The sequence below is a fragment of the Pseudomonas agarici genome (assembly GCF_001543125.1).
GTDB classification, from domain to species: Bacteria; Pseudomonadota; Gammaproteobacteria; order Pseudomonadales; family Pseudomonadaceae; genus Aquipseudomonas; species Aquipseudomonas agarici.
On the sequence record NZ_CP014135.1, the window covers coordinates 3,030,893 to 3,054,904 of the forward strand.

At 58.0% G+C, this 24,012-nt stretch carries 25 protein-coding genes; 12 read left to right on the top strand and 13 right to left on the bottom strand.

The annotated features are described in order from the left end of the window. Nucleotides 1-15: 15 nt before the first annotated feature. Nucleotides 16-1,143: a cytochrome c oxidase subunit II gene (coxB, locus tag AWM79_RS13205; RefSeq protein WP_017132154.1), complete on the bottom strand. Its 1,128-nt coding sequence runs from the start codon at nt 1,141-1,143 to the stop codon at nt 16-18. A gap of 360 nt (nt 1,144-1,503) precedes the next feature. On the opposite strand from coxB, the gene AWM79_RS13210 reads away from it, so the two are divergent. Continuing rightward, nucleotides 1,504-2,154 carry a hypothetical protein gene (locus AWM79_RS13210; protein ID WP_017132155.1) on the top strand — a complete coding sequence of 217 codons (651 nt, stop codon included), beginning with the start codon at nt 1,504-1,506 and terminating at the stop codon, nt 2,152-2,154. Nucleotides 2,155-2,169: 15 nt separating this feature from the next. On the opposite strand, the gene AWM79_RS13215 is transcribed toward AWM79_RS13210, so the two are convergent. The 3 genes from AWM79_RS13215 to AWM79_RS13225 all read right to left on the bottom strand — a co-directional run bounded on the left by AWM79_RS13215 (nt 2,170) and on the right by AWM79_RS13225 (nt 5,260). After that, entirely contained in the window at nt 2,170-3,708 is a 1,539-nt protein-coding gene (locus AWM79_RS13215; RefSeq protein ID WP_026013197.1) for a SulP family inorganic anion transporter, read from the bottom strand. 95 nt (nt 3,709-3,803) lie between these two features. Continuing rightward, nucleotides 3,804-4,535, bottom strand: a complete 732-nt coding sequence (locus AWM79_RS13220) for a carbonic anhydrase (RefSeq protein WP_017132157.1) — start codon at nt 4,533-4,535, stop codon at nt 3,804-3,806. Between the two features lie 422 nt (nt 4,536-4,957). Continuing rightward, nucleotides 4,958-5,260: a hypothetical protein gene (locus AWM79_RS13225; RefSeq protein ID WP_017132158.1), complete on the bottom strand. Its 303-nt coding sequence runs from the start codon at nt 5,258-5,260 to the stop codon at nt 4,958-4,960. 81 nt (nt 5,261-5,341) lie between these two features. Between AWM79_RS13225 and AWM79_RS13230 the strand changes: the two genes are divergently transcribed. Beyond that, a complete protein-coding gene (locus AWM79_RS13230) occupies nt 5,342-5,758 on the top strand; it encodes a hypothetical protein (RefSeq protein ID WP_017132159.1) in 417 nt (138 codons plus the stop codon). Nucleotides 5,759-5,994: 236 nt separating this feature from the next. Here AWM79_RS13230 and AWM79_RS13235 read toward each other — a convergent pair whose 3' ends face one another. From AWM79_RS13235 to prlC, 3 genes are all read right to left on the bottom strand, one after another. Then, nucleotides 5,995-8,025, bottom strand: a complete 2,031-nt coding sequence (locus AWM79_RS13235; protein ID WP_060783040.1) for a M3 family metallopeptidase — start codon at nt 8,023-8,025, stop codon at nt 5,995-5,997. Between the two features lie 138 nt (nt 8,026-8,163). Beyond that, nucleotides 8,164-8,451, bottom strand: coding sequence for a YheV family putative zinc ribbon protein (locus AWM79_RS13240; RefSeq protein ID WP_017132161.1), 288 nt, complete (start codon nt 8,449-8,451; stop codon nt 8,164-8,166). Continuing rightward, a complete protein-coding gene (prlC, locus tag AWM79_RS13245; protein WP_060783041.1) occupies nt 8,448-10,499 on the bottom strand; it encodes an oligopeptidase A in 2,052 nt (683 codons plus the stop codon). The genes AWM79_RS13240 and prlC overlap by 4 nt, the downstream gene beginning before the upstream one ends. Nucleotides 10,500-10,600: 101 nt before the next feature. Between prlC and AWM79_RS13250 the strand changes: the two genes are divergently transcribed. Together AWM79_RS13250 and AWM79_RS13255 are read left to right on the top strand one after the other, a co-directional pair. After that, nucleotides 10,601-11,149 (top strand): gamma carbonic anhydrase family protein, encoded by a 549-nt coding sequence (locus tag AWM79_RS13250; protein WP_060783042.1) that lies wholly within the window; start codon nt 10,601-10,603, stop codon nt 11,147-11,149. Between the two features lie 28 nt (nt 11,150-11,177). Next, on the top strand, nt 11,178-11,822 hold the full coding sequence (locus AWM79_RS13255; protein ID WP_060783043.1) for an HAD family hydrolase: 645 nt from the start codon (nt 11,178-11,180) through the stop codon (nt 11,820-11,822). Nucleotides 11,823-11,864: 42 nt separating this feature from the next. On the opposite strand, the gene AWM79_RS13260 is transcribed toward AWM79_RS13255, so the two are convergent. Further along, nucleotides 11,865-12,944 (bottom strand): aminopeptidase, encoded by a 1,080-nt coding sequence (locus tag AWM79_RS13260; protein ID WP_060783044.1) that lies wholly within the window; start codon nt 12,942-12,944, stop codon nt 11,865-11,867. Between the two features lie 160 nt (nt 12,945-13,104). On the opposite strand from AWM79_RS13260, the gene AWM79_RS13265 reads away from it, so the two are divergent. Next, nucleotides 13,105-13,521: a PA0061/PA0062 family lipoprotein gene (locus AWM79_RS13265; RefSeq protein WP_060783045.1), complete on the top strand. Its 417-nt coding sequence runs from the start codon at nt 13,105-13,107 to the stop codon at nt 13,519-13,521. Nucleotides 13,522-13,527: 6 nt separating this feature from the next. On the opposite strand, the gene AWM79_RS13270 is transcribed toward AWM79_RS13265, so the two are convergent. Together AWM79_RS13270 and AWM79_RS13275 are read right to left on the bottom strand one after the other, a co-directional pair. Further along, the gene (locus AWM79_RS13270; protein ID WP_060783046.1) at nt 13,528-13,767 is read right to left on the bottom strand and encodes a DUF1161 domain-containing protein; all 240 of its coding nucleotides are present in this window, start codon (nt 13,765-13,767) and stop codon (nt 13,528-13,530) included. 202 nt (nt 13,768-13,969) lie between these two features. Then, nucleotides 13,970-14,401, bottom strand: a complete 432-nt coding sequence (locus AWM79_RS13275) for an OsmC family protein (RefSeq protein WP_060783047.1) — start codon at nt 14,399-14,401, stop codon at nt 13,970-13,972. Nucleotides 14,402-14,656: 255 nt separating this feature from the next. Between AWM79_RS13275 and AWM79_RS13280 the strand changes: the two genes are divergently transcribed. Further along, nucleotides 14,657-15,658, top strand: coding sequence for an LLM class flavin-dependent oxidoreductase (locus AWM79_RS13280; protein ID WP_017132169.1), 1,002 nt, complete (start codon nt 14,657-14,659; stop codon nt 15,656-15,658). Between the two features lie 53 nt (nt 15,659-15,711). Here AWM79_RS13280 and AWM79_RS13285 read toward each other — a convergent pair whose 3' ends face one another. Together AWM79_RS13285 and AWM79_RS13290 are read right to left on the bottom strand one after the other, a co-directional pair. After that, a complete protein-coding gene (locus tag AWM79_RS13285; RefSeq protein WP_017132170.1) occupies nt 15,712-15,951 on the bottom strand; it encodes a DUF1161 domain-containing protein in 240 nt (79 codons plus the stop codon). Between the two features lie 285 nt (nt 15,952-16,236). Further along, nucleotides 16,237-16,452 carry a dodecin gene (locus AWM79_RS13290; RefSeq protein ID WP_017132171.1) on the bottom strand — a complete coding sequence of 72 codons (216 nt, stop codon included), beginning with the start codon at nt 16,450-16,452 and terminating at the stop codon, nt 16,237-16,239. Between the two features lie 148 nt (nt 16,453-16,600). Between AWM79_RS13290 and AWM79_RS13295 the strand changes: the two genes are divergently transcribed. Beyond that, nucleotides 16,601-16,927: an ElaB/YgaM/YqjD family protein gene (locus AWM79_RS13295; protein WP_017132172.1), complete on the top strand. Its 327-nt coding sequence runs from the start codon at nt 16,601-16,603 to the stop codon at nt 16,925-16,927. Between the two features lie 12 nt (nt 16,928-16,939). Here the strand turns inward: AWM79_RS13295 and AWM79_RS13300 are convergent, their stop codons facing one another. Beyond that, nucleotides 16,940-17,833, bottom strand: a complete 894-nt coding sequence (locus tag AWM79_RS13300) for a LysR family transcriptional regulator (RefSeq protein ID WP_060783048.1) — start codon at nt 17,831-17,833, stop codon at nt 16,940-16,942. A 111-nt stretch (nt 17,834-17,944) separates the two neighbouring features. On the opposite strand from AWM79_RS13300, the gene trpB reads away from it, so the two are divergent. From trpB to AWM79_RS13320, 5 genes are all read left to right on the top strand, one after another. Next, nucleotides 17,945-19,165, top strand: coding sequence for a tryptophan synthase subunit beta (gene trpB, locus AWM79_RS13305; RefSeq protein WP_060783049.1), 1,221 nt, complete (start codon nt 17,945-17,947; stop codon nt 19,163-19,165). Beyond that, a complete protein-coding gene (gene trpA / locus AWM79_RS13310; RefSeq protein WP_017132175.1) occupies nt 19,165-19,974 on the top strand; it encodes a tryptophan synthase subunit alpha in 810 nt (269 codons plus the stop codon). The genes trpB and trpA overlap by 1 nt, the downstream gene beginning before the upstream one ends. Nucleotides 19,975-20,234: 260 nt before the next feature. Next, nucleotides 20,235-21,416: a hypothetical protein gene (locus AWM79_RS13315; protein WP_060783050.1), complete on the top strand. Its 1,182-nt coding sequence runs from the start codon at nt 20,235-20,237 to the stop codon at nt 21,414-21,416. A 313-nt stretch (nt 21,417-21,729) separates the two neighbouring features. Next, a complete protein-coding gene (locus tag AWM79_RS24995) occupies nt 21,730-22,338 on the top strand; it encodes a hypothetical protein (RefSeq protein ID WP_143063243.1) in 609 nt (202 codons plus the stop codon). A gap of 227 nt (nt 22,339-22,565) precedes the next feature. Continuing rightward, a complete protein-coding gene (locus tag AWM79_RS13320; protein WP_060783051.1) occupies nt 22,566-23,993 on the top strand; it encodes a hypothetical protein in 1,428 nt (475 codons plus the stop codon). The last annotated feature ends 19 nt before the right edge of the window (nt 23,994-24,012 follow it).

Consider the following 24,012-nt stretch of genomic DNA (forward strand, 5'->3'; position numbering starts at 1 on the left):
ACGCAGCCGATTTGCTCATTTGCTTTGCTCCTGCTTCAGAGCCAGCACGTCTTTGGGCGTGACCATGTCGCCTTTGTTGTTACCCCAGGCATTACGCTCGTAAGTGACAACTGCGGCGATATCGACTTCGGAAAGTTGTTTGCCGAAGGCCGCCATGGCGGTGCCCGGTTTGCCGAAGAAGACCCGGTGCAGGTGGTCTTCCTTCGATCCGGTGGTGATCGGCGAGCCCTTGAGGGCCGGAAACATCGGCGGCAAGCCCTGGCCTTCGGCCTGGTGACAAGCCGCGCAGGTGGTGTGATAGACCTTGTCGCCACGGGCCACCAGTTCGTCGAGCGTCCATTCCTTGGTGGTCAGCTCGCTGAGCTTGGCCGCTTCGGCCTTGCGCTCGCCCAGCCAGGTGGCGTAGTCGGCCTGGGACTTCACCTCGACCACGATCGGCATGAAACCGTGATCCTTGCCGCACAGTTCAGCGCACTGCCCACGGTAGATGCCCGGCTTGTCGACTTTGGTCCAGGCCTCGTTGACAAACCCAGGAATCGCATCGCGCTTGACCGCGAAGGCCGGCACCCACCAGGAGTGGATCACATCGGCGGCGGTCACCAGAAAGCGCACCTTGACACCTGCCGGCAGCACCAGCGGCTGGTCGACTTCGAGCAGATAGTGCTCGCCCTTGGTGGTTTGGTTGTGAATCTGTTCGGTGGGGGTGGCGAGGTTGCTGAAGAACTCGACATCCTGGCCCAGGTACTTATAGTGCCACTTCCACTGATAGCCGGTGATCTGGATGTCCACATCCGATTCACTGGCGTCGTACATCTTGATCAACGTGGCGGTCGCCGGGATCGCCATGGCCACCAGAATCAGGAAAGGTACGATGGTCCAGAGAATTTCCACCGTGGTGCTTTCATGAAATTTGGCGGCAACCTGTCCGGTGGAACGGCGGTGAAGAATCATCGACCAGAACATCGCGCCAAAGACGATGACACCAATCACTACACAGATCCAGAAGATGGTCATGTGCAGATCGAAGACCGCGTGGCTTACTTCGGTTGCCCCTTGAGTCATATTCGTGGTCCAGGCGGCTTGCGCCTGGCTGAATATCGACCACAACAGCAGGCCCATCCAGACCTGTGGACGTCGCATCATTGCGGGTTCCCCTTATCATTCTTGTTATCCCGCCGGCTTTCACCTGAGGCAGAGGGAAATGGTCGGACTACGCAAGCGGACCATTCGGTCTTGCCGGAACATGCAGCCGGACATCATCAGCTAGCTCTTCACAAAACCGAGTATAGACAGCGACTGCGACCACGCAACGCGATAAGGAAAATGAACCGATAATTTGGCCAGAGGCCACGGATGACGTGGGATAGCGCGACGTGATAGCAAATCGTTATAACGCAGACATATAACTATGAAATAATTATGACAAATATGTCTTAGCAACTTTTATAACCCAGCTACCTTATTGGCCTCACTTTTCCCTTTGTTTTCCATCCTGGAGCCTTCATGAACACCGCCGCATTGCGCGAGCAGATACAGCGTGCACATCAACACGAGGCCGCTACCGGTCAATTGACGCGACAACTGGAAGTGCAGTTGCCGCACCTTCATCCCGCCATTCAACTACCGCAAATCGATGCCAAAGGAGTCATGACCCGGTTCGTCACTACCTATATCGATCTGGTCCCGGACCTGCTGGACGCCGCCAATGAAGTCGCCCGTGAAGCGGGCATCGAGTCGCAGATCACCCCGGTGCTGAAAATCGCCGAGCAGTTTTTCCTGCAACCGCCGACCCTCCTCGACGGCCATATCGGTCTCGCCAGCCTGCTGGATGAAGCGTATCTGGCGCATCGTTTGGTGGAAGAGGTCAACGATCTCTATATCGTACATTTCGGCCAGGCGCTGATCCCGTTGGACACCACCGTGGCCAACCTGATCGCCCACCAACTGATCGGCGAAGACTTCGCCAACCAACTGGATGGGGCGGTGCACCATGCTGTCGATGAAATGCTCGACGAAGAAAGCTTCGCCCTTGAATCAGTGGAAGCCTACCGTGACCGCCTCAACGATCCAAATACCGAAGCCGCGTGGAAGCGCCAGCCCTGCCTGTCCCGCCAACTGGGGGTAGAACTGGAACTGAAACACCCCACGCCCTGACCGTACCTGTGCGCGTCAAGAGGTCGAGCCTACACCTACCGTGGTGCGCAGGCGTCCTTCCAGACGCCGCTTCAGCCCGCGGGATTCGATGACCAGCCGCGAGCCCTTGGCCACGTTGGCGCGCGCCCATTCTTCGAGTAGCTCCAGGCAGGAATGGTCGATATACGTCAGGTTGTTCAGCGGCACATGCACCGTGCTGCCCCACGGTATCGTCGACAGTACCTGGGTCAGCGCCGGGACCTTGAGAAAGGTCGCCGCTCCCGTCAGCCGCAGCTCCTTTTGCCCTTCGCCCGGTAAATCCACCAGGCTGACCTTCAGCCGCGAGGCTTTCCACGCCAGTTTCGCCAGGGTCAGACCGAAGCCAATCAGCACGCCGCTCAGCAGGTCGGTCAAGATGATCGACAGCGCCGTGACCGCGTAGGTCAGCATCGGCATCCGGCCATACCGCGACAGTCCCCGAAAAACCTTGAGGTCCACCAGTTTCAGCCCGGTGTAGACCAATACCCCCGCCAGGCTCGCCACCGGGATGCTTTGCAGCACGCTGGACAGCAACAGCACGAAGGCCAACAGCCAGACACCGTGAAATACCGCCGACAGCCGAGTCCGTGCGCCGGCCTGGACATTGGCCGAACTGCGCACGATCACCCCGGTCATGGGCAGTGCCCCAAGCAGGCCACAAAGCATGTTGCCAATTCCCTGCGCCGACAGCTCACGGTCGAAATCCGAGCGCTGGCCGTCGTGCATGCGATCCACCGCTGCCGCCGAGAGCAGGGTTTCGGCGCTGGCGATAAAGGCCACGGCAAAGGCCGCGATCAGCAGCGCCGGATCCGCCAGGTTGAGCAGGTCCGCCGGACGCAGCCAATCGATGGCCTGCGCCAGATTATCGGGCACCTCCACCCGCTTGACCGGCAAGGCCAGCAGCAGGCTCGCCAGTGTCGCCAGGCCCACACCGAGCAAAGCGCCCGGCACAAAGCGCAGAGCATGGGGCTTGAACTTCTCCCACAACCCCATCACCAGGATTGTCAGCACCCCCAGTAAACCGGCCTGCCAGCCAATGCCGCCGCTAACCACCGGCAAGGCTTTGCCCAGGACTTCGGGAAAGCCCAACAGATTGTCCAGGCCCGAGGGCTGGGGCGAGCCGTCGAACATCACATGGATTTGCGAGAGCACGATCAACACGCCGATCCCGGCGAGCATCCCGTACACCACCGCCGGGGCAGTGACCCGGAACCAGCAGCCCAGGCGCATGCGCCCGGCGATCAATTGCAGGAGCCCGGCCAGCAGCAGGATCGGCCCCAACATAGCGATCCCGTGTTGGCGCACCAACTCGAACACCAGCACCGCCAGCCCGGCGGCAGGACCGCTGACCTGCAACGGCGAACCCGCTATCCAGCCGACCACCAGGCCACCGACAATCCCGGTGATCAACCCCTTGGCCGGCGGCATGCCGGAAGCAATGGCGATTCCCATGCACAACGGCAGGGCCACCAGGAACACCACCATGGAAGCCAATAGCTCCCTGGGTAAAACAGCTTTCAGTTGTGCTGCACGCATGATAAATCTCCCGAGGATTTCTTCAGGCATGGCAAAGCCAGACGGCTCGACGGCAGTCGTGGCAAAACCTTATCGATTGAGAAAAGCTTCAGGCTTTAGAAACGGGCCTTGGGCGTCGCGCTCGGGATTGGAAGAATACCGTCCAGAGGCAGAAAACTGCCTCGATCCGCGTCATAGGCTTTGATTTCGCTGGTTTCGATGTTGTAGATCCAACCATGGATGAACAACTGCCCGTTGGCCATGCGCGAGGCCACCGACGGATGGGTACGCAAATGCTGCAACTGGGCGATCACGTTCTCCTGGGTCAGCGCCTGCATGCTTTCGCTTTCATTGGCGCAGTCGCAGTTTTCCTGGACCATGGTTTTCGCCACTTCGGCATGGCGCAACCAGGCTTTTACCGTGGGCATCTTTTCCAGGCTTGCGGGAGTCAGTACCCCGCGCATCGCACCGCAGTCCGAATGTCCACAGACGATGATGTGCTGCACGCCAAGGGCCAACACGGCGTATTCGATGGCGGTTGAGACGCCACCGTTCATCTGCCCGTAAGGTGGCACCACGTTACCGACGTTGCGGGTGACGAACAGGTCGCCGGGGGAGCTTTGGGTGATGAGTTCGGGAACGATGCGCGAATCGGCGCAGGTAATGAACATGGCTCGCGGCTGCTGCGCCGTGGCGAGCTTCTTGAAGAGTTCTTGCTGCTGCGGAAAGACTTCATGATGAAAATGCAGAAAGCCATCGACGATATGCTGCAATGCTGCATCGGCGCTTTCGGTCTCGGGGAGCACTGAAGCCGACGCAGCCAAAGGCTGTTTATCCCTGTCACTCATGATTCATCCTTTTTTCTGACGGATTGAAGGAGATTTTCTTGATTTGGCTTGCTCAGAGCCAGCGTTCTTCGGGTCAGCACGCCCGATTCCTTGAACACTGCCTGTCATTTATAGGAAACAGGCGCAACCAGCATAGCCGTAAAAACTTAATTCAAACTGAATCAGAGGCTCTAAAACGGGCTTTTCCGTTCTCCATCACGCTATTTTTACGCTGCGCGAAAAGCACCATCTACCCCCTCAACGGACAAAAAAACCACCGGTGCGGCCGAATCCGGCGCATTGATCGGAGCCCCGACGCCAGCACGAAGAAGCTCACACAGAAGTCGCCAAAAAAATGCCACCAAACACTGGACAGACATACACCCTGTCAAGTTTGACAGTAGACACATTCAAGAGAGCCCCCATAGAGTAGGCACCGAAAGTTATAGCGGTCTCCTAAATGAGCCCTTAATCAGGCTCAGTACGAAATGTCTTCGAGCGGCGGCCTGACCCAGCGAAAGCAGGCGGGAAAGCGTAATTGACGGGTTATCAATGAGCATGGCGAGCCAGTTTTCACCACCGCGTGGGTGAGCGCAGACACCTTTCGCACGGCGGCTGAGGAAAAACCGCAAAAAGGCGTTTTTCTGGCGCCCATGAGCCATCACCATGACGATGATCCGTTGCTCGAACTCGCCACGGTCTTTTCGAAGATAAAACAGGACATCGGCAACTGATTCAGGGCCCATGGTTCATCATGCACCTGCACCCTGACGAGAAGAAGGCAGTGCATCGTCACCGGGCATAGTGTTAACAGGAAGGTTAAAATTATGTCTAACTACACCGCATTATGCGTTTTTGCCGTTGCGCTCTCCATTATTGTTCAGGAGACGACTTTAGCGGCACAGGCCGAGCCGGGAACAGGCACCGCCCCCACCGACAAGTCGGAACAGGATCCAAGGCAGGGCTGGTCCGAAGACAGCGCCTGCGATACCGGGGCAATACTCAGATTTACCGTCCAGAGGGCAACGGAGCAGCGCGAAGACGACGATACCGCGCTGAAGGTGGCTGATGGTGACAGGGTCAGGGAGAGTGTCAGGCCAACCAATCTAGCCAATTGGGACCATCGGGCCAACACGCATGTATGCCCGCAGGATGCCACCGTACAAGGCGCAGTAACGAAAAGCGACTCGGAAGTCAGAAACGCCGCCCCCCGGCATACCCTGCAGACCTGTTGCAGATTCTAGGCTCAGTATGAAATGTATCTGCGCTCGCCCATGCCGCGTTGAAAGCAGCCCCGCCATGCTCATTGACCCCCGTCAACGGCGCTGGCTCGCCTGCTTTCGCCTGGCCTGGCCTTCGCTCGAAAGCATTTCGTACAGATTCCACGCGCCATGATCAAGGCCGATAACGAGAGGCTGGCGAGCGGCGCTCGCACCACCACCAGCCCACCCACCCGCCACCGACGATGGGCAAAACGGGCTCAAGTCGACGAAGGTGCAATGATCCTGGCTTCATCGAGCGTGCGTCCGAGAAAGGCCTCGATGGATGTCAGGATGGGTTGGGAGGCACCCGGCGCGAAGACCAGCTCACGCAGGCGCCTACCTTCCACGGGGTCGAAGAGTCCCTTGTCTTCGAAGCGGCTGAATACCGCCTTGGCCAGCATCTGCCCCCAAGGATAGATGAAGTAGGCGACATCCGTTTCCGTAACCAGATGCTTGAAGCTGTAGACCTGCCGCTCATTGCCCGGTGCCGGCAGCGACAAAATCTCGTCTCGTACACGTGCGGCGCGCGCCAGGACGCTTTGCCCTTGTGCGGAGTTCTGGTGCAGCTCCAGCGCGAGCGAGGCCAGTATTAAGGTACTGGCAGACGTCAAGCTGTTCTGGGTCGTAAGCGCAATCATCAACTGGTCGGCCTGATCAACCGAAAGCGCTGCCCCAGTCTCATGGTGCCGGCTGATCTCGACCAGATAGGTGCGCGAATAACACCAGCACTCCAGCAACGCCGAGAAGAACTCGCCGACATCCCTGGCGGACTCGATTGCGGACAGGCGCCAGCAATTCGAGCGATCCAACAACTGATGCAGGCAATGTCCGAATTCGTGGAACAGTGTCCGTATCTGTCCGTGCTTGAGCAGCAGCGGCCTGTCAGCGGCGGTCGCTGGCAGGTAACACGACAGCACCGCAATCGGTGCCGTCAGGGTACGGCCCTCGACCGATAACAACCGATGGCGTAGCGCGAACATCGCACCCCCCCTGGTGGTCTTCTCTTCGCGGGCGAACAGATCGAGGAACAGGTAGCCTATCGTCTGCCCCTGCTCACGGACCTCGAACGGTCGAACGCTGGCGTGCCAGGTATCCAACTCGTCGCGGGCGATGAATTCAACCCCGAAAAGGCGGCCGGGTAACGCTAGCAGGCTTTTCAGAACCTGCTCAAGCTCGAAGTAGGCACGACATTCATCTTCGCTGATCGCTCCTTTGTGCAAGCGCAACCGCTGGGCATAAAAGGATCGGTCCCAGGGTTTCAGTTCCACCAGCCCGTCCTGGGCGGCAAACTGCTTCAATTCCTCCACTTCGCTGAGCCAGCCCGGTTTTTCCTCGCTCACCTGCTGGCGCAAAAAGCGCTCGACCTGCTCAGGAGAACTCAACGAAAAGCTCTGCAGTCGCAGCGCCGCGCTATTGGCAAAACCCAGCAGGCCGGCCTTTTGAAAACGCAACTGCAGCAACTCATCGAGCACGGCACTATTGTCATAGTCTGTTTCGGGATCGCTGGCACGGGTCATAACCGCTTCATAGACCTGCTGGCGAAGCTCGCGCCCGCGTGCGTCCACCAGAATCGAGCTGACGGCCTGCGGATCGTCGATGTTCAACCACCAACCGGCAAAGTTCGATTCGTGATACAGCTCCATATGAGTCTTGTCTTCGCTCGACACGCCATCAAGCACACCGTCGTCGCCGAAGTACAGGCTGGCGTCTTCACTGGCAATGTAGACATTAGTGAGGAAGCGCGACTCCAGTGCCTTGATCTGTGCATCAAGCGTTTGCAACTGGGTTTTCTGACCCTCGGCCAAATGCGCGCCCGCCAGGCGGCAATCCAGCAATATCCGCTGGAGAGCGGATACACGCGATGCGTCGAACAGTTTCGCGTGTTCGCAATTTGCCAACTTTTCATAGAGCTGGAAGAGCCGGGGATGCTGACTGACCTCAAGCCGATAAGCGAGATAACGCTGGCGACAACGCTGGAGCGCGCCTCCCCAGTGTGGGTAGGGGCGGGCGGTACTCAAGGCGCTCACGACGCCCATGAACCCCGAGAGCCGGGCCTGTAGAGCGTCGACCGGCACGAAAAAATCGTCCCAGGTCGGGTATTGGCTCTGGCTCGCGACAATCTCGTCAATCGCGCGTCGGCTGTGTTTGATCAGCGCATCGAGCGCCGGCAGCAGGTGCTCGACACGCACTGACGAATAAGCTGGCAGATCGCACGGCTGCGCTTGCAGCAGCGGGTTGAAGGTCCCCACGTTTCACTCCTTGATGGTCGCGGACCGACCACCGGCCCGCTCAAGGCCCCCAGCCTAGGGCAGCGGGCTCTTTCAAGAGTGATGCATGGATAACGCGCCCCGGGGCCTTGGACGACCCGCAAGAGCGCAAGGGCTCGATTACTCGCCCTCAGGCTTCTTTTTCAGCTTGGGATTGGGGAAAAACTGCACGGTCTGGACCTTTTTGTCGACGACTTTCACCGCCGGCGTATTGACCCGCGTGCCCAGCTCCTTGGGCACTGACAAGCCTTGTTCATTCAACGTATCGGCATAGCCGCAAGCCACGCATTCACGGTGCGGAACCTCGTCTTCGCTCCACATCATCAGCTTATCTTGCTCGCTGCATGCCGGACAGACCGCGCCAGCGATAAAACGTTTCTTGGTCTTGATCACGGGTACCTCGCTCATGCCGCCGCGTCCGCGCTCAGGCCGCTGTGGCGCAAGAGTGCGTCAATCGACGGCTCGCGACCACGGAAGTCGACGAACAGCACCATCGGCGCCTGGGAGCCACCACGGGCCAGGATAGCGTCACGGAACGCGCGACCGGTTTCGGCGTTCAATACGCCCTCCTCCTCGAACTTGGAAAAAGCGTCGGCCGACAGCACTTCCGCCCATTTGTAACTGTAGTAGCCCGCCGCGTAACCGCCGGCGAAAATATGCGCAAAGCTGTTGGGCAAGCGGTTGTAGGCCGGTGGACGCATCACCGAGACTTCGTTGCGCACACCTTCGAGGACCTGCGCCACACTGCGACCGTCGCCGTGGGTGGCGTGCAGTTCGAAGTCGAACAGCGCGAACTCCAACTGGCGGACCATCATTAGACCGGACTGGAAGTTCTTTGCCGCGAGCATTTTTTCCAGCAGGTCCTGAGGCAGCGGCTCGCCGCTTTCGTAGTGGCCGGAAATCAGCGCCAGGCCTTCCGGCTCCCAGCACCAGTTCTCCATGAACTGGCTCGGCAGTTCCACCGCATCCCAGGCCACCCCGTTGATGCCGGAAACACCGGCATGCTCGACGCGAGTCAGCAGGTGATGCAGGCCGTGGCCGAACTCGTGGAACAGAGTGGTCACTTCATCGTGGGTCAACAACGCGGGCTTGCCGCTGTCGGCCGGGGCGAAATTGCACACCAGGTTGGCCACGGGACTTTGCAGCAGGCCAGCGACGGTACGCCGACGATCACGAGCGCCGTCCATCCAGGCGCCGCCACGCTTATTGGCGCGGGCGTAGAGGTCGAAGAAGAATCGTCCGACATGCTGGCCGTTTTCCTTGATCTCGAACAGGCGGACATCCGGGTGCCAGGTATCGAAGCCTTTCTGCTCGGTGATCTCAATACCATACAGACGCTGAACGATGGCAAATAGGCCGCTTAATACCTTGTCGATCGGGAAGTAAGCGCGCAGGGCCTCCTGGGAGACGCTGTAGCGCTGTTCACGCAGCTTCTCGCCGTAGAACCCGCTGTCCCAGCTTTGCAGCTCGGCGCAGCCCTGCTCGGCGGCATAGGCCTTGAGCTGTTGCAGGTCTTGGGCAGCGAACGGCTTGCTACGCTTGCTCAGGTCACGCAGGAAAGTCAGCACCTGGTCACTGGAGTCGGCCATCTTGGTCGCCAGGCTCAACTCGGAGAAGCTGGCGAAACCCAGCAGTTGCGCCAGCTCCCGGCGCAAGTCGAGGATGTCCTGCATCACCGGGCCGTTGTCGTTCTGACCGGCATTGGGGCCCTGGTCCGACGCTCGGGTGCAGTAGGCGGCGTACACTTCCTCGCGCAGGGCGCGGTCCTCGGCGTAAGTCATTACCGCGTAGTAGCTGGGGAACTCCAGGGTGATCAGCCAGCCATCGAGGCCCTTGGCCTGGGCGGCGGCGGCCATCTGTGCCTTGGCCGACGCGCTCAGCCCGGCGAGACCGGCCTCGTCGCTAATGTGTTTGCTCCACGCCTGGGTCGCGTCGAGCAACTGGTTGGAAAAGCGGCTACCCAGCTCGGACAGCTTGCTCTGCACTTGGGCATAACGCTTCTGCTCGGCCTCGGGCAGGTCGATACCCGACAGTCGAAAGTCGCGCAGGGCATGTTCGAGAACAGTCTTCTGCGCCACGTCAAAACCGGCGGCCTCAGGACTCTTGGCCAGGGCTTCGAAGGCCTGAAACAGTGCGCGATTCTGGCCTAGCTCGGTGGAGTAGGCGCTCAGGGCAGGCAGGCAGGCCTCGTAAGCTTCGCGCAGTTCGGCGCTGTTGCACACGGCGTTGAGGTGGCTGACCGGACTCCACGCGGCACCCAGACGGTCATTGAGTTCGTCCATGGCCAGAACCAGGCCGGCCCAGCTCGGGTTTTTCCCCTGGCTTTGCAGGATGACTTCGATGGCGGCACGGTTGTCGGCGAGGATTTGCTCGATGGCCGGTTGTACGTGCTCGGCACGGATCGCCGAGAACGGCGGCAGGTCATAGGGTTGCAGAAGAGGGTTGTTCACGCTCACGGTGGGTACCTTGGCTGGAGAAACAGTAAGAACATAGATGGGGCCATCTTAATTACAATCAATGCCCACCGCAGCTATCGGCAACAGAGAGAGAGCCTATCGTGACCCTTCGCACCTATCAGAATCACACACCGACCCTTGGCAGCGGGGCTTTTGTCGATGCCTCGGCGGTGGTCATCGGCGATGTCGAAATCGGCGCCGACAGCTCGGTATGGCCACTGACGGTGATCCGTGGCGACATGCACCGTATCCGTATCGGCGCCCGCACCAGCGTGCAGGATGGTTGCGTACTGCACATTACCCATGCCGGGCCTTTCAACCCACAGGGTTTCCCACTGCTGATCGGTGACGACGTGACCATCGCCCACAAGGTCATGTTGCACGGTTGCAGCGTTGGAAGCCGGATCCTGATCGGCATGGGCAGTATCGTCATGGATGGGGCGGTGATCGAAGACGAGGTAATCGTCGGCGCCGGCAGCCTGGTGCCGCCGGGTAAGCGCCTGACCGGCGGTTTTCTCTATGTCGGCAGCCCGGTCAAGCAAGTGCGCGCGCTGACGGACAAGGAGAAGGCCTTTTTTACCTACAGTGCCTCGAACTACGTGAAACTCAAGGATCAGCATATCGCCGAAGGTTACCACCGGGCCGATTGATCGTTATTTATACAGATTGGGGTATTTCATGCATTACCGGACCATTTTGTTCGACCTCGACGGCACCCTGACCGACCCGCGCGAGGGCATCACCCGCTCGATCCAGTACGCCCTCGGCAAACTCGGCATCGACGAACCGGACCTGAGCAAGCTCGAACACTTCATCGGCCCACCGCTGTTGCAGGCGTTCATGCAGTTCTACGGTTTCGACGAGGCCAAGGCCTGGGAGGCGGTGAATTTCTACCGTGAGCGCTTCAAGGTCACCGGGCTGTATGAAAATCGCCTGTTCGAGGGGGTCACACCTTTGCTGGAAACCCTCAGTGGACAAGACCGCACCTTGTATATCGCCACCTCCAAGCCTTGGCTATTCGCCCGTGAGATTGCCCGCCACTTCGATTTTGCCAAGTACTTCAAGGTGATCTACGGCAGCGAACTCGACGGCACCCGGACCGACAAGGTCGAACTGATTGCCCACCTGATCGCCGAGCAAGGGCTGGAGCCGGGCGATACACTGATGATCGGCGACCGCAAGCACGACCTGATTGGCGCCCGACGCAACGGGCTGGATGCGGCGGCGGTGGGTTACGGCTTCGGCAGCGTCGAGGAGCTCAATGGCGAACAACCGGCGTATCACTTCCAGACATTGGCTGAGTTGCATCGGGCGTTCATGTAAGGTGCCGTCCCCTGTGGCGAGCGGGCGGGCCACAGCGGCCAGTCAGCCCGGCATCAGTTGACGCAACGCTGCCTTGCGCTCGTCAACCGGTAAGCCCCCGAGCTTCTCCACCGCGGTAAAAAATGCCGGCCAATCACTGTTGACTTGCCTGAACAACGCGGTAAAAGCCGGCACCCATTGGTCATAGAGGCCAAAGGGCAGCAGCTTGGCGTTGTTCAGTGGCGAGTTGATCCAGGCGTCATATCGCTTGTCTCCAGCCCACTGCGTCGCCTGTACCCGACGGTACTCCAGGCGTAGGCGCGCGAACTCCGCAGCCTTGCGCTCGCGCATCTGCTCAGCCGGCAAGGGCAGGGCGTAGAGCGCCAGCAAGCGCTTGCGGGTGTGTAGCACCAACTCGATGAACTGCTCCTTCTGCGCCACCTCGTCGACCTCGGCCGGGGGTAATCCCCGTGCTGCCCGCCATTGGCGTGTGCCTTCCTGCTCGACGAAATTGGCGTAGGACTCGTTGAACTCGGTGTCGTCCTTTACATAGAAACGCTGGTGTGCCAGTTCATGGAAGATCAGCGTCGCCAGGTGCTCGTCGCCCCAGTTCATCATTGAGTTGAGAATCGGATCATCGAACCAACCCAGCGTCGAGTAGGCTTCGACCCCGCCGATGTACACATCCAGGCCCCGTTGGCGTTGCAGCGCCGCCTCGCCCCGGGCCGCGCCCTGGCTGTAGTAACCGCGATAGGCCACGCAACCGGCAATGGGAAAACACTGCTCGCGTGGGGTCAGAGAGAACTCCGGCGTGGCGAAGACATTCCAGACCACATAGGGCCGCTTGATATCGGCATATAGGCGATAACTGTGGTTATCCGGCAGATGCAGGCGCTGACTGGCGAACGTCCGGGCCTCTTGTGAGCGAATCAGGTGTTCGCGCAGCTCGGGGTCGCGGTTCGGGTCGGCGATCACCTCGGCGACCGGTTCTCGGGCGCGCAACAGGCTCAACTGCCCGCCGGCCAATTGGCTGTAATAACTCACACTGCTACAACCGCCGATAAACCAAAGCGACAGGCCAGCGAGCAAGGGACGCAAAATAAGCGTGAGTCGCCTAGGGCCTGGACACAGCCTGAGCACCATGAAAAATCATCCGGTCGGGGTTTGTTGCAAGACTATCGCGTAGAGCGAAAAATATGCATGAATGATGGTCGAGGATCAGGTGTCCACTGGATGTTGACAGGGCAACCCGAGGCATCGATTGCGGGTACGCCGAATTTCATATCACCGAGCGAAAATCATCATGCGCAAGCTCCTTTCTTCCCTTCTGGTCCTCGCCAGCCTTGGCGGCTGCGCCAACCCATTGCCAGCGGTCAACCCGCAAATGGCCTGGATCGACATGGGCACCCGCACCGGCACGCTGGTCATGGCCGAAAGCCTGGATAACCAGCGTCTGGACGACGGGCGTTTTTTCCAGGTCACCCCAGGCGCCCATGAACTGACCGTGCGTTTCGACTTCGATGTCTACGCCGGCGGCATGGCGATGAACACCGATCCGCTGGAGCGCATCTGCTATATCAGCGTACCCTACGAGCACTTCGAAGCTGGCCGGCGTTATCACCTGGAGGCCGTCGCCCTGAGCTTCGACGCCAGCGCACGGCTCTACAACGACAAGCGCGAACAGGTCGGCGAAAGCCAGAATGTACGCTGCATCCCGTAGAAGACCTCAGATATCGTTCTTCTGGTAGATGATTGCCTTGGTGCCGTTTTCGCAACGTCCGACAATCATCGCGATATCGTGCTTCTCGGCTTCTTTCTTAGAAACGATCTCCAGGGTATAGGACGGTACGGCCTTGGCCTGGATCTTGACCTCAATCTCTTTCCTCAGCTCCTCGCAATCCTTCGGGGCCGCCAGGGCCGACGCAGCCAGTGCGCAACAGAAAACTCCCAGGGCAATGCGTTTCATGGTCAAGCTCCTTCGCGGCAACGCGTCGCAAGGGCGTACGCACTGGGTTGCCACAACCGATTGGACCACAACCGGGCAAGCCAAGTTCTGACCCTCCCTCACATCACTCATACGGGAGGAAGCCTGCCGAGCCATCACGAACGGCATCGTAAGACCGCCAAAAGCCGCACGGGCCAGCCCGTCAGACCAGGATCATCCGGCCTCAGTCCAGCAAGGTCGCGTCCAGCGTGATCTTCGCGTTCAGAACCTTGGATACCGGGCAACCATCCTTGGCCTTGCTGGTCAGTTCATCGAACTGCCCTTGGCTGGCCCCAGGGATTTTCGCCTTGAGGATCAGGTGTACCGCGGTAATCGCAAAACCACCGTCGACCTGCTCCAGCGTCACTTGCGCGCTGGTGTCGATACGATCCGCCTTGAGCCCGGCTTCACCGAGGATCATCGACAGGGCCATGGAAAAACAACCGGCATGCGCCGCGCCGATCAACTCTTCGGGGTTGGTGCCCCGGCCACCTTCGAAGCGCGCCTTGAAGCCATAAGGTGCCTCGCGCAGCACGCCGGTTTCCGTGGAGATGGAGCCGATGCCGGTTTTCAGGTCGCCTTCCCAATGAGCCGATGCGTTCTTCGTGATACTCATAACTACCTCCTCAAAAGCCAGTGCGAAGGTTCGCGCCGGACAGGGTGATCTGTGTCGTCACTAGGGTTCTGAGGATAGTCGAGCCGGCAAAGTTCAACCTGTAGGAGCCGTCTGCTTTTTTTGCAGGCTAATTTTGCAACCTAAAAGTTTCGGTAGCTCTTGAAACTCGGGTATATGCCCATATTGCCAAGACTATACCGCCAGGTATTTCGCCACGTGCCGGAAACCTGTGCCCCCAAAAGGAGTAGCAGGCTTATGAAGCGACTGTCCGATGTCAAATTCTCCACCCTCGACCTGGTGCCCGTGCGCCAGGATGGCAGCCCGGAGCAATCTTTGCGCAACTCGCTGGACCTGGCCCGACACGTAGAGAAATTTGGTTACAACCGCTTCTGGGTCGCCGAGCACCACAATATGGACGGCATCGCCAGCTCGGCCACCTCCGTGCTGTTGGGCTATCTGGCCGGTGGCACCTCGACCATCCGCGTCGGCTCCGGTGGTGTCATGCTGCCCAACCATGCGCCACTGGTGATCGCCGAACAGTTCGGCACTCTGGCCAGCCTGTATCCGGGCCGGATCGACTTGGGTCTGGGCCGTGCGCCTGGTTCCGATCAGATGACCGCCCGCGCTCTGCGCCGCGAGCGTTCGGGCAGCGCCGACGACTTCCCGGAGGATGTCGCCGAACTGATGAAATACCTCGGCCCGCGTACCCCGGACCAGCGGGTGATCGCCATGCCGGGCAGCAACACTAACGTGCCGGTCTGGCTGCTCGGGTCGAGTCTGTTCAGTGCACAACTGGCCGGCGAGCGAGGCTTGCCCTACGCTTTCGCCTCACATTTCGCACCGCGCTTCATGCATGAAGCGATTCGGGTGTACCGCAACCACTTCAAGCCGTCCGAGGTACTCGACACGCCTTACGTGATGCTCGGGGTACCGCTGGTGGCCGCCGACACCGACGAGCAGGCCGATTACCTGGCCACCTCGGTCTACCAGCGCATCCTCGCGCTGATGCGAGGCCAAAGCCTGGTACAGCGTCCACCGGTACAGACCATGGACGGCTTATGGCTGCCCCATGAACGCGAAGCGGTAGGGGATTTTCTAGGCCTGGCGATGGTCGGCGGCCCATCGAAGATCCGTGCGAATCTTAACGTGCTGATAGAACAGACACAGGCCGATGAACTGATCTTCACCTGCGACCTGTACGAACACGCTGATCGGCTGCATTCCTACGAGTTGTTGGCACAGGTGATGAAGGGCTGAAAGCTACAAACACTTATCGCGAGCACAGTTGCTCGCGATAAGTGTCCAGTGAACTACAAATCACCGGCATCTCTTCTGTAGACGATTTCCTTGGTTCCACCTTCGCAAGAACCTATCACTTTGCCTGCGCTTTCCCCGGTTCCTTTATCGGCAATGGACAGCGAGTAATGAGGTATTTTCTTGGCATCCAGCTTCGCCTTGATTTCCGATTTCAGCTCGTCACACGACTTGCCCGCCGCAAGAGTGGTACCTGCGATACTCAGCAAGGCTACTGCCAACATCAGCTTTTTCATCACTCACATTCCCTGGTCGAATCAAAAAAAGTGCGTCGGCTTTTGAGCGACGCACATAAGGCCTGATAGAGCCTTCGGTATAACAAGCAATAGGGCTGTCGGCCAGTGCAGAAGTTCAAAAGGCGAGTGGCCGGTACGCTTAGTGGGTTAGCTCAAGCCCGACTGCCTCAAGTCCGTGGCCAAGGCGCTGCGACGAGTCATAGCCGGCTATGACGAGGAACAGCAACGCCGACCGGGGGCTCGTGGCGACGAAATTGAATGACAGAACCCGCCACCAGCATCTGCTCAGCTATTGGCGATCCTGAAACCGACTTTCAACGTCACCTGAAAGTGCGCCGCCTTGTTGTCCTTGATATGGCCACGAGTGTCCAGCACTTCGAACCATTCCAGGTGCTTGATACTCTTGCCAGCCTCAGCCAAGGCGTTATTGATCGCTTCTTCGATGCTGTTGGGCGACGAACCTATCAGTTCGATTTTCTTGTAGGTGTGATGATCACTCATGGCGTTCTCCTACTCTCGGGACTGTCAATACAGCCTAGCAGTGATTTCCCGGATGACCCAAAGCGGGCGGGCGGCAGATTTTCTGCACTTTCACAAACCCGCGCAGTCCCAATTTGCACACGCCACTCATCATCGCAGGAGAGCCAACATGGCCCATTCATCGTTACGTAAAACCTCATTGCAAAGCATGGAAGCTGAGATCGAGAGCCTGCTCAAGTCTCTGGAAAGCCTCAAGGACGATGCGTCGGAAGAGTCGCGCAAAACCCTCAAAGCGCTCAAGAGCAATGCCGAGAGCGCCCTCAAGCACTCTCGCCATCTGCTCGGCGAGGCGTATGAGGAGGTCAAGACCAAGACCCGTGAAACCGGGATCGCCACCCGCGACTACGCTCAAGAGCACCCGTGGACGACCGCCGGTGTCGCCATCGGAGCCCTCGGCTTGCTGGCCGCCTACCTGCTGTGCAAACGCGGGGATTGAGTCGCCCGAGACTCACACCAGGAGTTCGAGCTCGGTCTTGAGCCATTCTGCCAACTGCCGGGCGCGCCCATCCGCGGCGCGCCCAGGCAACCACAACGCCAGTCGCCCAGGTGTTTCGTTGAAGCCCCAGGGAGCGACCAATCGACCGGCGCGCAAATCGTCCGCCACTAACGGCTGCGGCGCGATCGCCACGCCCAATCCGGCCACCGCCGCCTCAAGCAGGTAGTACAGATGCTCGAAACCCTGCCCATATTTCAGCTCGTTGGCATCGATGCCGTTGCGCCGCGCCCAGCTCGGCCACGCCTGCGGGCGCGAAGTGGTATGCAACAACGGCTCGCCGACCAGGTCCTGGGCCGGCGCCTTGAGCAAGGCTTCATAGCGGGCGAAGTGCGGACTCATCACCGGCCCGATGCGCTCGCCGGCCAACTCATGAACCTGCATATCCACCGGCCACGGCGGCTCGGCGAACAGCAGCAGGGCATCGAGCCCTGGTTTGCGCGGATCGAGATCACCTTCACCCGCCGACAGGTGCAGGCGCAAATCCGGCAAATCGGCATTCAGGCGGCCCAGGCGCGGGATAAACCAGCGGGCCAGCAGGCTGCCGGAACAACCCAGAACAAACGGAGCGGATGCCGAATCCTGAGTCAATTCGGCGCACACCGCCCGCAGGCGCTCGAAGGCGTCGGCGCTAACGTCACGCAGACGGATGCCGGCATCTGTGAGTTTCAGGCCACGTCCATCCTTGACCAGCAGGCTCAGGCCCAGGTGCTCCTCAAGGACTTTCAACTGCCGACTGACCGCACCGTGGGTCACATGTAGCTGTTCGGCGGCCCGACTGACACTATTCAGGCGGGCCGTGGCCTCGAAGGCGCGCAGGGCATTGAGCGGAGGTAGATCGCGGCTCATGATATCTGTGAGTTTTCCTGACAAGTCATAGCAATCTTATCGGTTTTCATCCGCGCCTGTCATGGTTAGAGTGAAGCTATCGCTCATTCAATCACCCACCTGGAGCCTCCCATGACCCCGTCCAACCTGCGCAACGGCCCCGATGCCAACGGCCTGTTCGGCGCATTCGGCGGCCGCTACGTGGCCGAAACCCTGATGCCGCTGATCCTCGACCTGAACCGTGAGTACCAAGTCGCAAAGACCGATCCGGCATTCATCGAGGAACTGGCCTACTTCCAGCGCGACTACGTCGGTCGTCCCAGCCCACTGTATTTTGCCGAACGCCTGACCGAACACTGCGGCGGCGCGAAGATCTACCTCAAGCGCGAAGAGCTGAACCATACCGGCGCCCACAAGATCAACAACTGCATCGGCCAGATCCTGCTGGCGCGGCGCATGGGCAAGAAACGCATCATCGCCGAAACCGGCGCCGGTATGCACGGCGTGGCGACCGCCACCGTGGCGGCGCGCTTTGGCCTGGACTGCGTGATCTACATGGGCACCACCGACATCGAGCGCCAGCAGGCCAACGTGTTTCGCATGAAGTTGCTGGGTGCCGAAGTCATTCCGGTGGTAGCCGGCACCGGCACACTGAAGGATGCGATGAACGAAGCCTTGCGCGACTGGGTGACCAACGTCGACAGCACCTTCTACCTGATCGGCACCGTCGCCGGACCACACCCGTACCCCGCCATGGTCCGCGACTTCCAGGCGGTGATCGGTAAGGAAACCCGCGACCAGCTCCTGGCTCAGGAAGGGCGCCTGCCCGACAGCCTGGTGGCATGCATCGGTGGCGGCTCCAATGCCATGGGCCTGTTCCATCCGTTCCTCGATGACACCAGCGTCGAAATCATCGGTGTCGAAGCCGCCGGCCACGGTATCGAGACCGGCAAGCACGCGGCCAGCCTGAACGGTGGCGTGCCCGGCGTGCTGCACGGCAACCGGACCTTCCTGCTGCAGGACGACGACGGCCAGATCATTGACGCGCACTCGATTTCCGCCGGCCTCGACTACCCCGGCATTGGCCCGGAACACGCCTGGTTGCACGATATCGGTCGCATTCAGTACACCTCCATCACCGATGATGAAGCACTGGCAGCCTTCCACCAGTGCTGCCGGCTCGAAGGCATCATCCCGGCGCTGGAAAGCGCCCACGCCCTGGCCGAGGTCTTCAAACGCGCACCGACCCTGCCCAAGGATCACCTAATGGTGGTCAACCTGTCCGGTCGCGGCGACAAGGACATGCAAACCGTCATGCACCATATGCAGCAATCCCAGCAGGAGAAACACTGATGAGCCGCCTGCAAACCCGCTTTGCCGAGCTGAAACAACAGAACCGCGCCGCCCTGGTGACTTTCGTCACTGCCGGCGATCCGGGTTATGACACCTCCCTGGCGATCCTCAAGGGCTTGCCCAAGGCCGGTGCCGACGTGATCGAGCTGGGCATGCCCTTCACCGACCCGATGGCAGACGGCCCGGCGATCCAGTTGGCGAATATCCGTGCGCTGGCCGCCAAACAGAATCTGGCGAAAACCCTACAGATGGTTCGTGCGTTCCGCGCCGACAACAACGAGACCCCACTGGTGCTGATGGGCTACTTCAACCCGATCCACCACTATGGCGTGCCGCGTTTTATCGCCGACGCCAAGGCTGCCGGCGTCGACGGCCTGATCGTGGTCGACCTGCCGCCGGAACACAACGGCGAACTGTGCGACCCGGCCCAGGCCGCTGGCCTGGACTTTATCCGCCTGACCACCCCGACCACCGACGATGTCCGTTTGCCCACCGTGCTCAACGGCAGCTCGGGCTTCGTCTACTACGTGTCGGTGGCGGGCGTGACCGGTGCCGGCTCGGCAACCCTGGCACATGTCGAAGAGGCAGTGACTCGCCTGCGTCGCCATACCGACCTGCCGATCAGCATCGGCTTCGGCATCCGTACACCGGAGCAGGCTGCGTCCATCGCCCGGCTCGCGGACGGTGTGGTGGTCGGCTCGGCGCTGATCGACCATATTGCCAATGCCACCAGCGACGCACAGGCCGTCGATGGCGTGCTGAGCTTATGCGCGGCGCTGGCGGAAGGGGTACGCACGGCGCGTAACTGATCCACCCAGTCACCGGCAACACCCGAAGGGCTTCAGCGCTACAGCGCTGAAGCCCTTTTTTATGGGTACAAAGGCCCTTTACCTACTCGAAGCTCGGAAGCGACCTATGGCTCGGCGAGCGTTTACTGAAAGTATCGACGGCCAGCAATAGCTGAGTATTTCACTCTATCTGTCGCGCAGACCTCCCCCCATAATCGAGTGGGCTATTACTGACGCCCATTATCAGCCAGCCGTCTGCCCTCGAAATCGGACTGAATGATATGCCTATTAATCTTACAAACCATCGTCTGTCAGTGTCGCTGGATGATAAAATCACCAGTAATGATAAAAAAATTAAAACCCTCAACACGCAAATTAAAGCAGTAAATAACTCTTTAGGAGACATAAGTAAGGAATTAAGGCTGGAAAAATTCAAAATCGCCTACCTTACCCAGTTACGCGAGAACCTTGATACAGTAAAAAATAAAAATCCCGCCAAGCAAACTGTCTACCTCCATAGCTCCAGGGGGAAAGGCGACCACTTCAGCCATCATAAAGGCCTGGCGGTCCGTCTGCATCTTGGTGACAAGGGTTACGCGCAAGCAGTCGACAACCTTAAAGATAGCGGCATCACCCTTAACAGCGGCGCGGGTAAAAAAATAGCAGTGGCCGATATGCGTCACCATATAGATCTTGCACTAAAAATCCATACCAAGGAAATCGCAAGCCTTGAAATAAAGAAAGCCGAATCCACCAAAGAAGAGCAAGCACTTAACGAACAAAAAAAAGCACTCGGAGCACTATCAGAAGAACTGCAGGAACAACGTAACAGACCAGAAGACCTTAAACGCGGCGTGCTGAAACTCTGGGGGAGCAACTGCGGGGCAGCCTATATCAACGGGTTGTGTCGCGCCAAAGTTTCAACCCTCCGTCCAGAAGCGGCCAGCAAAAAACCAGGTCTTGCTGAGGTCACTTGTTTCTATCAAAACAGCGACAATAACAGCCACATCAATAGTTTTTCCCAGAAGGCCATCAAGCAGGTCGAGAAAGTTCTTGAGTTGAACGATGAAATACTCCTCCAGGTCATGGACACCGCCTTAACCGAGCCTTCCGGCACAAAGGCCTATTTTCGTGGTGCTTCTTTACCCGACAATGAAATCCAGAAATACCAGGATGCCTATAATAGTGCGCTGCCCATCGAATCATCATTTTTCATGGCGGTGACGCCTGAGAAAAAAGACGCCCGCCCCTTCGCCGAGGGCAAGTACAGCAGCCACAAGGATCGCCCGGTCATGTTCACAGTCATTGGCAACCCGTTCACAGCCGACAGCGCTTATGAACAGGAAAGCTTGTTCAAGCCCGGTAGCCAATTCAAGGTCATATCAATCGATACCCGAAGCCCGACGGCCAGCATCGTGTTGAGCGAAGCAGACCGAAGAAGCACCAGGGCGATCCTGGTGTAACGCCTGGCCTGTCAGCACAAAGGCGACGGCGCACAGCATTGAGGCCAATCAATTCATGACACAGCGAGCGTTTACTGAAAGCTTTGAGGGATTGAGCTGACTGAGCATCGCCTGCTTGCGTTCACGCCAGCTCGTGGCGTGAACGATGAAAAAAATGGAATAGGGCAAAGGAGTTTTATAGAAGATGGGCCCAATATCGAACGACGGCGGTTCTCCGCGTATTTACACTCTCGATGGATCCGAGTCCTCCCAACACACCGCTCCGATAACGGAGTTGGAACGTGCGGAGGAACTCCGAACATGCCTGGAAAATTTGAAAAAACAGGTCAACTTTGTACAAAACAAACAAGGTGGCGGTTATCTGCGTTTCTCTCCCGAAAGAGGTGCGTATTTCAGCTCAAATTGGAGTTTCCGGGAAGCGATCCACAGGCATGATGGCGGTGCCTCAAAAGCCCCGCAAGACATAAAAGACCTTACCCTCGCCCCCTTTGGCAAAAAAGTAAAATGCACGGTTATTCAAGAGACACTCAAAACGTGCTTGAACGAGAACGAAAAACTGATTGCTCGTCTGACAAATCAGCCTGGCGACACCCGTACAGGCTCGCGGGCCGAACCGAGACCCAATCTCAATGATGGCCAGATAGCAGTTACCCCCTCACGGACAAAGCCGGTGCCCTTGCCGAGGCACATCTTGCCCTTCACTCGAAGCACCTCGGAAACCGCTGCTTTGCCAACTCCCAAAAAACGCGAAGATCTTATCCAGGCACATTTACAGCGAAGCCAGAGCGCACTTACCAACACGACCAAACCAGCCTCAAGACCTCCATTGGAAACAAACCAAAATGGCCAATCAATTAAAGACAGAATAAATTTTTTCAAAATGCTGGAAGGAAAACAATCCGGGCCTCAGCCTAAAATTTGACGCCTGGAGGCTTCGGCGCTACAGCGCTGAAGCCTTTTTCATAGGTATATTAGTTTTTTACCTACACGCGAACCAGAGATAGTAACCGATTGATAGACGATGGGCGTTTATTGGAAGCACACCCTCCTTAAAGGGCCAACCATTTAACGCGCGTACCGACTTTTTATAACGGCGGATCGCGCCAGTACCAATGTACTGGGTCGTTTCAATTTCAAGAATGGGCCCTCATGATGCATCCCTTTGCCCCCTTTTTAAGTTTCCCAAGCATTCTTCCTGACATATTTAGGAGCGAACGGTCGGAAAAAAACTCCAAAGCCAGCCTGCACGTTCAGACTATTAATAACGCCCCCCACAAGACAGAAGTCAACACCAGGGTAGATGTTCCCGAAAGTAGCCACAAAGAAACACCGATCGCAGCCAAAACCAACCCTGTCATAGATTTATTGCGGACTCAGCAGAACAATGCGCAAGAACTCAAAAATAGTTTACTGAATTTAAAAGAAAAAATCGATAGCGTAAAGAACCTGCCCAATAAGGGTACTCTTCGTTACTCCGAAACAAAAGGTCTTTATTTGAGTAATAGCTTCAAAATACTTGAAGCTGTCGGATTACGCGATGCTGGCGCCGCAAAGTTCGAAAAAAAGATTAATGGTCTCGACCTTGAGTTTGGAAAAATAACGGACAAAGACAATATCATCTCTAAAATAGATGAAAAACTGGATACTCAAGATGGCTATATCAAAGCTCTTGAGGACAGAGTCCAACTTCAGGAGGAAAAATTTGCTGCTGCACGGCATCCAATGAGTGGCGAAAATTCAAATGCGCCTCACGAGATGAAAGGGCCTGAAGTTACCATGCAAGAAAAATCACAGAGCGCGCAATATGGTAGTACTGGTGATGAACTGAGCGAATGGCCCCAGAAAAATCCAGGAAAGCAATTTTTGCATTCGGTCATTTCAAACAATTTGGGAAGCGACCAGGAAGATTTAGTTATCAATGAAAATGAATTGCTCCAATATATTTCAACTTTTTCTGAAAACCCTGAAAACTCATATTCACAATCAAGCTCCGATACGACTAATAACCCCACCGCGCAGGTGAATCCACAATCACCAACAGAGTCGATTAATAAGGCATCCAGCGAGCAAAAAGATAATAAATCCGGAGCGCTGTCTCCTCCCCAAAAACCACCACGAACATTTAAATATGGAGGAGTCCCAAGCGCTTCGAGTCCCCCTTCCCAAACCAAACCGGCGCAGCCAGTGCCTGATCGGCCCAATAGCGATCGAATACCTGGAGACTCTGTAGACAGCGAGTTTGATCAACTGTTTGCTTCAGAGCTGGCACTTGATCAAATGTCCAAAGACGTTATAGAAAAAGAGTTCAATGAAATGTTCACAGGCGAAGAAAAAACACCCATCGGCCAAGAGGTGCCACCGCCATCACTAGTCAAACGTAGCGACTCGGAAGCCGGCACCAGATCCGTGCCAATCCGACCGTCACGGAAAATAGATGCCCAAAAAGGCCTGGAGAGAAGCCAAAGCGACCCCACAAACAACACCACGCAAGCAACGCAGACGAGGGTTGAGCAAATGAGAGCTTTCTGGGAAGCACAGTTCAAGGCAAATTCGACCACCCCATCCGTTAAGCGATAACTCCAGCTTCTCCAAGAAA